Annotated in this window: 8 protein-coding genes; 3 read left to right on the forward strand and 5 right to left on the reverse strand. The window is 67.7% G+C overall.

Translation table 11 applies throughout. The features are described from left to right. Positions 1-126: 126 nt before the first annotated feature. The 5 genes from OB2597_RS06760 to OB2597_RS06780 form a co-directional block, all read right to left on the reverse strand. A complete protein-coding gene (locus tag OB2597_RS06760; RefSeq protein ID WP_009804789.1) occupies positions 127-975 on the reverse strand; it encodes an SH3 domain-containing protein in 849 nt (282 codons plus the stop codon). Between the two features lie 47 nt (positions 976-1022). Continuing rightward, positions 1023-1631: a lysozyme inhibitor LprI family protein gene (locus OB2597_RS06765; RefSeq protein ID WP_009804790.1), complete on the reverse strand. Its 609-nt coding sequence runs from the start codon at positions 1629-1631 to the stop codon at positions 1023-1025. Positions 1632-1665: 34 nt separating this feature from the next. Next, complete coding sequence (locus tag OB2597_RS06770; protein WP_009804791.1) at positions 1666-2448, reverse strand: CPBP family glutamic-type intramembrane protease; 783 nt, start codon at positions 2446-2448, stop codon at positions 1666-1668. Positions 2449-2537: 89 nt separating this feature from the next. After that, on the reverse strand, positions 2538-3521 hold the full coding sequence (locus OB2597_RS22635) for an AraC family transcriptional regulator (RefSeq protein WP_009804792.1): 984 nt from the start codon (positions 3519-3521) through the stop codon (positions 2538-2540). A 93-nt stretch (positions 3522-3614) separates the two neighbouring features. Beyond that, the gene (locus OB2597_RS06780) at positions 3615-7247 is read right to left on the reverse strand and encodes a calcium-binding protein (RefSeq protein ID WP_009804793.1); all 3633 of its coding nucleotides are present in this window, start codon (positions 7245-7247) and stop codon (positions 3615-3617) included. Between the two features lie 243 nt (positions 7248-7490). On the opposite strand from OB2597_RS06780, the gene OB2597_RS06785 reads away from it, so the two are divergent. The 3 genes from OB2597_RS06785 (at position 7491) to OB2597_RS06795 (ending at position 9688) form a co-directional block, all read left to right on the forward strand. After that, positions 7491-8453, forward strand: coding sequence for a L,D-transpeptidase (locus OB2597_RS06785; RefSeq protein WP_009804794.1), 963 nt, complete (start codon positions 7491-7493; stop codon positions 8451-8453). 7 nt (positions 8454-8460) lie between these two features. After that, positions 8461-9372, forward strand: a complete 912-nt coding sequence (locus OB2597_RS20890; protein WP_050759215.1) for an META domain-containing protein — start codon at positions 8461-8463, stop codon at positions 9370-9372. 82 nt (positions 9373-9454) lie between these two features. Further along, on the forward strand, positions 9455-9688 hold the full coding sequence (locus tag OB2597_RS06795) for a hypothetical protein (protein WP_009804797.1): 234 nt from the start codon (positions 9455-9457) through the stop codon (positions 9686-9688). Positions 9689-9777: the final 89 nt, after the last annotated feature.

Here is a 9777-nt window from a genome sequence, read left to right on the forward strand (position 1 = left end):
GGGAAGGCTCCTGGCTAGGAATTTCTTGATCGTTCGGTTGCCCGGCGCCCCGGTTCGCGGGACGCCGGGCATGACGCGCGGGGATCACTCCGGCGGACCGGAACGAGGCGGTGATCCCCGGGACGTTCAGAACAGCACGTATCCGCCCGTGCCGTTGGTGAGGGTCATGGTGAGGGTATGGCCTCTGCCGTTCCGGTTGCGGACCAGCACCGCCGTGCCGTGCGCGCCGCCGATGCAGTGGACGGTCGTGCTCTCGCTGCCGACGGTGCCCGGCGCGTGCCGGAAGAGCCCTGTGCAGGTCACGCCGTCGCCGGTGACGGTCAGGGCATAGGCGCCTTCCCGATGGCCGAAGATCCGCCCCGTCAGCGAGGTGCCGCCATAGATCGTGCCGGACCCCGAGATGTTGATGTCGCTCGCCGGGGCCCCGCCGCCGTGATCCGCACCGGGCCTGTTCTCGCGCAGGTAGCTTGCCACCGCGTCATGCGCCTTGGACCGCTGCGAACCGGAACAGGAGCTGCCTGCGGTGATCTCGCGCCCGATGGGGTTGAACAACGCGGTGCAGCCGCTGGCAAAGCGCACTTCGATCTCGCCGGTGCTCCGGGCATGCAGTTCCGGCACGTCGCGCCGGCCGCCGATCGTGCCGCCTGTCGGTGCTCCGCTTTCGCGCAGATACCGGCCCGAGGCCCAGCCGGAGATCTGACCGTTCGGCGTTTCCAGATGACACCACCGCGCGTTGCCTTCGCCACGGCAGCCGAGGTTGCGGAAGACTGCGCCGTTCGGGGCACGGGCGACGACCCGGTTCGACGTGCCGGGGCCGGACCGGATATTGAGCGTGTCGTTCGACGACACCCCGGTGACCTGCCAGTAGTCCGGCCCCATCTGGGCGCGGGCGCCGTCGGGGCCCGTCACCAGGGCCGCGGCCGCCAGCGCCAGTGCCGCCAGTCCGGTCCTCAAGATGCTTCCATGCTTGATCATCAGATCCTTCTCCTGTCGTGTTGTTCCAGAACGGTTGCCGATCGGGGTCAGCCCACGAAGCGGCAGGTTGTGGTTTCGCCGTAGATGTCCCGGATCCGCGGCTCGGCCCCGCCGAGCGCCACGCCGCCCCACAGGATCACGTAATAGTCGCGCGGCGTATCGGGGGAGACGAGGGCGCCGACATGGACGCCATCGCCCTCTTCGACGCGGACGGCCGGAAGTTCGGTCGCGAACTCGTAGACGGTCAGCGACCGTCCCGCGTCGCCGCACACCAGGTCCCGGACGCCGGAGGCCTCCTCCAGCAGGAATTCGGCCACCAGCTCTGCCTCGCGCCGCAGGTATTCGGCTTCGACGCAGGCGCGCAGGTCCGGGTCTTTCCAGCATTCGTCCCGGCCCTTGATCCAGCCCCTCTGGGTGGCGCGCAGGTTGTCCTCGACCTCCTTCGCGCCGGTATCGAGGCCCCGGGTGACGGAGAGTGCGGCAGCGAAACGATCTGCGAGCCTGCGGTCCAGCGCGGCCAGGGCCGGGTCGTCGCAGACCAGTTTCTCGGCCGAGCTTTCGGCCTTGGCGCAGTCGAAGGCCGGACCCTCCTGGGCGTGGCCCGCCCCCGGCAGGGCGAAGAGCAGAACGAGGGCGAATAGTCGGTTCGGGATCATGGCAGGCCTTTCGGGGCGAACGGGGGTGGAGGGGTCATTCCGGGGCGCCTCCGAGCAACGAGAGGCCGAAGATCGCCCAGTCGTTCAGGATATGCGTCCCCGTCGAAACCCAGATGTTGCGGGTGATCAGGTAAGGCATCAGCAGGATGATCCGGATGGGCACCAATCCGATCAGGGCCTGGGGAAGGTTCCACTGATACGTCGGGAGGTGGATCAGCGCGAAGATCACGGCTGCGCCGAGGGCGGCCAGCGCGATGGCGGCTTTGCGTGGCATCATCCGGTCGAGGAAGGCCAGGAAGGCGAGGAACGGCAGGATCGTGAAGATCTCTTCGCCCAGGAGCTGTATGGCCGTCCATCCGAAGAACAGGATCCGGTCCAGCCCGGCGGCCGATGCGACGCGGTCTCCGGCCGGGTTGGCTACCGTGTGAAAGAGGTGCGTGACCAGCAGTCCCAGCAGGATCGTCGCGACCGCGTTGAGGACGAAGAAGCCGAGGATGATCGCCCCGTCCCGCCGCCTGACGGGGCGGAACAGAGACAGCGGCGCGCGCGGTCCCGCGACGGCAGCGAGCGTGCCGAGAGGGATCAGCACAAAGAGAAGCGCCGGGATGAAGGTGCCAAAGCCGCTGGGGAACATCGGCTGCGTCTTCATGAGCGCCCCGAAAGCGACTGCCACCGAAGCGAGAACGAGAAGCCAGCCCGCCGGGCCGATGTGAACCGGCCGACCGCGATAGAGGGGCAGGTCGCAATCCGCGCGCTCGAACCGGAACCTCTCGTCCGGGTCGGTCGCGCCGGTGTCGGACGCCGTTCCTTCCGTCATGCTGCACCCTCCTTGCGCCCCGCACGTCCCGCCATCATTCCAGCATTGTGCGACGTGAGGGTGACGCTAAACCGATGCAGGGGGCCGGGCTATCCGTTCTGCGCGGTCCCTGTCCGGATTGCGGAGGCGGATCCCCGCGCGCGTCGCAGGGTGGTCGACGGCGCCTCGCCGAAGGTCACGCGATAGGTCTGCGCGAACCGCCCGAGATGCGAAAAGCCGCAATCGAAGGCAATCGTCGTCACCGAGTCGCCACAGCCCGCGAGCAACCGTTGGCGCGCCTTGTGCAGGCGATGCGCGGTCAGCCGGTCCCAGGGCGTTTGACCCGAGCTCTGCCGGAAGGCGTCCTGCAACTGCCGTACCGACACGCCGATCGCCTCCGCGATGGTCGGCACGGTCAGGGGCTCGCTCAGATTCGCCAGCATGAAGTCCTCGGCCCGCCGGACGAGGGCATGCTGCGGCCGCTCGCGCGGACCGGCATCCGGGGCCGTCAGGAAGATCAGGCGGATGTGTTCGATGACCAGCGCGGCGAACAGGTCCGAGGCCGGTCGGTGGATCAAGGTGGGCGCGGCCGAGGCGAGATCGCTGAACATGTACCGGATCAGTGCCTTGAAGCCCGCAAGCGCCGCGGGCGAGGTGGGCACGACCGGATTGTCGGTCGCCACGGGCAGGACATGCCGGACAGGCGCGGCATCGAGCGAAATCTTGGCCAGGTTCGCGCGGAAATCCTGATGTGCGCCCCTCTCGACGCGTGTCCAGCGTTCCGACGGCCCGAGGGCCAGGGAATCGTCTTCCCGGATCACTTGCTGCTGCCGGTCCATTCGGACCAGCGTCCGGCCGCGGGTGGGCATCATGACGGTCAGGAACTTGTCGTCGGCAAGGTCGATCTCGTGCCCCGAGGAGGTGACGCTCAGAAGGCTCGTCCCGATGCCGGGGAAATCCGCCGACGCGACCCGCAACCGGCGGTCGGGGCCCTTGGACATGTTGAAATGATCCGGAGCGCTGAACAGCAGCGACTGGAAATCGGCACGGCCCCGCGCGCGTTCGTCCCATAGTTTCGAATGGTAATTCAGCATCTTGCCGGACCGTGGTTACACAACAGCGCAAAGTATATTGCATTGACATTGCGCTGTCTGCGCCTTTGCCATCCCGCCCGCAATCGGCCCTCGTCAGGGCGCGAAATCGAAGTTCCCCGACTGTGCGATGGCCGCAACAGTGAGATCTCCCTCAAGGAAGAGCGTGCCGTGTCTGCCCAGGCCGATCTCGAGCCCGCCGGGCCTGGGCTGGAACGTCATGTCCGACAGGCCGCTAATTCCGGGCAGGGCCAGCTGGATGACATCCTGTCCCGGTGTGAAGTCGGTGATCGTGTCGCCCGGAGCGATGTCGCCCTCGTCGAAGCCGAAGACATCGCCCCAGGCCCAGCCCGTCACCGTGTCCGCCCCTTCGCCGCCGATCAGCGTGTCGTGGCCGATCCCGCCGTTGAGGGAATCGTTCCCCTCGTTCCCGAGCAGCAGGTCATTGCCCCTGTTGCCGACCAGGACATCGTCGCCATGCTGGCCGGTCAGCAGGTCGTCATCGTTGAAGCCGCGCAGGGTGTCGTCGCCCCCCCAGCCGCGCAACGTATCGTTGCCGGGCGAGCCGCGCATGTCGTCGTTGCCGCGCCCGCCGACAAGGCTGTCGTCGCCGCCGTGACCGTTGATCAGATCGTCGCCGTCGCCGCCATGCAGGGTGTCGTCCCGGCCGAAGCCGCCGATGGTGTCGTCGCCCGGCGTGCCGCTCAGATCGTCGACATTGCCGGTGCCGTTGATCACCTCTCCGGAAACCGCGGGATCGTCCGGCCCGACGCCCGGATCGGCCGCGGCGGTGAAGGTGATCTCGATGACCTCGAACGGTTTGAGGCGCAGCGCCACCTCGGGGCCGTCGAAGGCATGGTCGGTCAGGGACGCGCGGACATCGTGTTCATCGTAGTAGTAGGCCCGGCCATCGATCTCGACGGAACTCGAAGGGGTATGGCCCGTGTCGTGGCGCCAGTGAAACCCGTCGGAGCTTTGCGCGGATTGGTCGATGCCGATCTGGACGCCGGTGCCGGTGGCGCCCGTGCCGACGAGGCCGGTCAGATCCACGTCGAGATCGAGCACCTCGAGCGAGCGGGACGAGACATAGACCACGGTCCTGTCGTCGGACCGATAGGCATTGATCTCGAAGCTGCCGTCGTCGCCCTCGAATTCGGTCGCCATCAGTTCCAGTCCGGGCAGGCTCTCGCTCATCAGGTCGAACATGGCGCCCCGGACGGAATTCGTGACGCGGCCCGCTTCGTCCAGAACGGCGGTTTCCCGGGGGCTGCCGACGAGATCGCTGTCGGTGTTGTGCTGGACGGGCCAGACATGCGCCCGGTCCACGCCGTCCTCGAGCATGTTTTCGAACTGCTCCTGGATGGTCGAGGCGGAGCGGATTCCGACCTCGTCGTAATCGGTGGTCCGGACGTTCCATTCGGTGATGTGCAGATCGAGGTCCCCGGAAAAGGCCGCGTCCCAGACCGCATAGTCGCGGTCGATGTAGTTCTGTTCGCTGTCGGCGTCGGTATAGGCGAGTTCGGTCTTGTTGTAGTAATAATGTTCGACCACGCCATCGATCGCGGCGCGGGTTTCGGTCCCGAGTTCGTCGATGATCGCCGCGTTCGCGTCTTCCAGCCGCGCGATGTAGCCGCGGGAGTCCTTGCTGCCGACGAAGTCCGATGCGCCGGTCGGCGTGGCCATCTGCACGAGGATGTCCGCCTGCTGCGCCTCGGACAGTCCCGCCGCCAGCATCCCGTTGCGCAGACCGATCGCGGCAAGATCGGCCTTCTGGCCATAGGTCGTCTCGTTCATCGTGGCCCAGTACTCGTTGCCGATCTCGAAGGCCTCGACCACCTCGCCATAGTCGCGCATCACCTTTTCCGCGAAGGGCGTGAGCCGGTCGGCCACGACATCGGCATAGTCGTCAACGCTCATCAGCCGTGTGGTCACGACCAGCGTCACCTGCGCATCGTTGTCGCCTGCCCAGTCCAGCATGCGCTTGAGCTCCGGACGCAGGTCGGGCTGGCCCGAGTCGTCGGGCACCATCAGGGTGACGTCCAGCCAATCCTCGCCGTCCTCGAGACCGGCCTGGGGATCCCCCTGACCGGCGGGAAAGCGCAGGTGCTCGATCCCGAGCGCGTCTGTGGCCGAGGTGAAGTTGCCGGTCGGCTGTCCGTCCGTGGTGTTGACGGTGAAGACCGCGTTGCCTCCGAAATGACCCGTCGTGGCGACGGCGCCGGTGGCAGTGGCCGAGATCAGCGTCGCGCTCTTGTCGAGGCCGGGCGTCACGATGCCGGTGTCGCCCGGATCGACATCATCCCCTTCTTCCGCCCCGTCCTCGGGCGGAGGGGCAGGTGGCGGGACCGGGCCGGCCAGATTGGTCAGCCACGCCGACATCTCTGCCAGTTCGGCCGGAGCGACACCGGAGAGATGGGCGATCCGCTGCCCGTCGAACAGCAGATCGGTGCCGTCGCCCTCCGCCTGCGCCTCGAGCGTGAGACCGGCACGGGTTTCCGCGGCGGACAACGGCGCGCCCGTCTCGTCGATCAGCGTCACCGGCTCCGGCAGGCCGCCTTCGGACAGCACTTCGTAGCCGAAAATGGTGATCGCTGCGGCATCCGCCCGGCCGTAGACCAGTTCATAGCTGTCGCGTCCCTCGAACCCGGCCACGAAATCGCCGTCGTCGGCCCGGATCGTGTCCCAACCCGCGCCGCCCAGCAGGACATCGCCTCCGGCCGTTCCCGCAGGATCGCGCCCGTCGATCAGATCGTCGCCGTCCCGCCCGTTCAGCCAGTCCTCCCCTCCGTTTCCGCCCAGCGTGTCGTCACCGCTGCCGCCCACGAGGTGATCGTCCTCCGCCGTCCCGTTCCGGGCGTCACCGGGCTGGATCAGATTCGGCTCGTGCACCTGGAGATTGCCGATCCAGATCGTCTGGTGGAACAGCTCCTCGGCCGTATGGCCTTCTATGATGGCGACCTCCTGGCTGCCGAACACCACCACGGCGCCCGAGCCGTCGGGCAGGTCGCCGATCCCGGCATTGAGCGTCCCGTCGTAGAAGGCGCTGCGCGGGTAGATCGCGCCTTCGGCATCGGTGAAGATCACCTGGTCGGGCTGGCCGCCATGTTCCGGGCGTGAGAAATCCAGATCCCGGATCACCACCGGTTCGGCGCCGGGCCGCCCGGTGGCGACCATGAAACGGTCGGCCCCGTCGCCCCCCGTCATGGTGTCGCCGTCGTCGCCCCAGAACCGGTCGTCACCCGAGCCGCCTTCGATCTCGTCGGGCGCGCCCTGTTCCGGTTCGATGGCGAAGATCACGTCGTGCCCGGTGCCGCCGGAAAAACTGTCCGCGCCGGCAATGTCGTCGAAGAGGTCGTCGCCCGAACCGCCGTCCATCGTGTCGTCGCCAACTCCGCCGAACAGCCGGTCGGCTTCGCCACCGCCGCTCAGCAGGTCATCGCCCGAGCCGCCGTCGAGCGCATCGCGTCCCGCCCCGCCATCCACACGGTCCGCGCCGCGCAGACCCGCGATGGTGTCGTCCCCCGAGAGGGCATCGATCTCGTCCGCCCCGCTCGTGCCCCCGATGGCATCGTCGCCGGGCGTCGCGCCGTGGCGGTCGGGTTCGGTCAGAAGATCGTCGCCCGAGCCACCCGGCTGGTCGGGGTCCTCCGAACCGGAGTCGGGCGGAGTGTCGTCGAAGCCGATGGCGATCAGTCCGAGCAGGGCCGGGAACAACAAGAATAGCAGCATTGCGGCCCCCCGTTCGGATGCCGGTGGAAATCGATTCTAATCTGCCTGCCACATTATCGCCATTCTTCGCCCGAAGCCGAGAAACAATTCCCCGCCGGATTGGAAACAGTCAAACCAAATCAGGGCTTTGTTCGAACGAAACGGGCCTCTGTCCAACCCGCGCTTTGCGGCAGCGGGTGATTGCCATATCGTAGTCCGGAAAATCCGGGTTCGACGAGGTGTTGCATGAGAACGGAGCGGAAAATGCGCCGACGGGACTTTACGATCATGATCGGGGCAGGCGGCCTGTCGCTTCTGGCCGGTCCGCTCGCCGGTCAGCACGTCTACAAGGAGGTGAACGCGCTCCAGCCCGGCGAATTCACCTGGCATCCCGAGCGGCAGCCGGACGGCCCCGTTTCCGTCGTCGTCTCGCTGGATGAGCAACGGGTGCATGTCTACCGCAACGGGGTGCGGATCGCGGTCTCGACCTGTTCCAGCGGCAAGCCCGGGCACGAGACGCCGACCGGCGTCTTCGTCGTGCTCCAGAAGGATCGCGACCACCGGTCCTCGACCTACAACAACGCTCCCATGCCGAACATGAACCGTCTGACCTGGGGCGGGATCGCGCTGCACGCCGGCAACCTGCCGGGGTATCCGGCCAGCCACGGCTGCATCCGGCTGCCTCTGAAGTTCTCGGCGCTTCTGTTCGAGGTGACGCACCTCGGAACGCCGGTCATCATCGCCGCCAGCGGATCGGCGCCGGACAGCGTGGTGCATCCCGGCTTCATCCTCGGCAGCTACGAAACGGAGGAGTTCGAGAGGGTCCTCGACACGCTCTCGCCTCGGCAGCACCCGTCGGACTGGGCGATGGACGGCGCCTATCCGATTACCTCGATCATCGCGTCGTCGCACGACGAACGCATCGTCATCCTCGAGAACGACCGCCAGGTCGCGGACGGGCCGCTGATCTGGGATGGCAAGCCCCTCGGACCGCATGTCTACGTCCTGCACGGGCCCGACGACGGTCAGCGCGGCATGCAGTGGCAGGCGCTGACCTACGACGGTACTGCCGAGCAGGCCGGGCACGATCTGACCCGCGTGGGCACGGACAAGGCCTTTGGCGAGGTGATCGCCGCGCACAGCCATCCGGGCATGATCTTCGTCTTCACCGACCTTCCCCTGCATCCCGACCGCCGGACGGGACGCGACTTTGTCGTCATGTCCTGAAAGCTTCATGCCCATGCGTCTGCTCTGCATCCTCCTCGCTCTCATGTCGCTTCCAGCTGCCGCGTCGGACTGGACCATAACGGCCATCGACGGCGATCCGGCCGTTGGCGCGCCGACGATCTCGTTCGGCGAGGACGGGATTTCGGGCGCGACCGGATGCAACCGGTTCAGCGGATCGGCCAGCGCCTCGGCCGGATCGCTGCAGATCGGTCCCGGTCTCGCCATGACCCGCCGCGCCTGCCTCGGTGCCGATCTGACGGCGCAGGAGGGGCGCCTGACGGCCTTGCTGCAGGGCGACGTCGAGATGCAGCCCGACCCCTTCGACGACAGCCTGACGCTGGTCGGCAACGGGGTGACCGCACGGCTGGTCCCGGGGTTGCCGCCGCCGCCCGTGGCCGCCGCTGCCTTCCTCATCGTCTCCGGCGTCGAGGCGACATTGAACGTGAGGCGCGATGCGTCGACGCGTTCGGGCATCGTCGCTCATGCGCCGCTCGGCATCATCCTGCGCAACCTGGGCTGCGAGGCGCGCAGCGACAGGACCTGGTGCAGGATCGGCTATATCGACGCCTCGGGACTAGAGGGCTGGGCCGCAGCCGAATATCTGGCACCGGCCTCAGCCATCCGCCGCGCGGGGGCCGAGCTCTTCGACGGGATCGGGCGGCTGGATTGTCGGTCCGGCGCGTCCGAGGTGGCACGGTGCGAGGCGGGCGTGGCACGCGAAAGCGACGGGTCGGGCGCGATCCTGATCTATCTCGACGACAACCGGCGCCTGCTTCTCGAATTCCGGGGCACCTCCGTAGCGGCCGCCGGGGCCGATGCAGGCGACGCCATCGCGACCGAAGTGCAGGAGGACGCGGTTCTCGTCACATCCGGCTCCGACCGCATCACCATCCCGACGGCGATGCTGCGCGGTGAATAGGCCTGTCGGTTACCTCGCCGGCGCGTCCTGGGCCGCCCTGGCTGCCGTATGCGTGTACGGGGCGCTCACCCGGAACCCGAGCATGATCGCGATCAACTACGTCATGGCGGCCCTCTTTCTCGCGATCGGGGCCTTCGTGACATGGCGGATGCGGACCGTCGAGCGGCTTCTGGACGTTTCCCCCGCCGGTCCGGAGGCACAGGCCGTCCGGCGGGTGGAGAGCATCGCTTCGCTGGTCATGCTGGTCTTCGGGGTCACCTGTCTGACCGGCGCGGTGCTGCGAGTCTGGTCGGAAGGCGCCGCCGCTTTCGGGTAGGGCGCCCGGCCTCTCCGGCACGGACCTTCCGGACCGCCGGTTCGGAGGGCGTCCCTCTCGCCCGCGGGGGGCAGCCGGACCGCCGGTTC

The sequence above is a fragment of the Pseudooceanicola batsensis HTCC2597 genome, from assembly GCF_000152725.1.
Lineage (GTDB): Bacteria > Pseudomonadota > Alphaproteobacteria > Rhodobacterales > Rhodobacteraceae > Pseudooceanicola > Pseudooceanicola batsensis.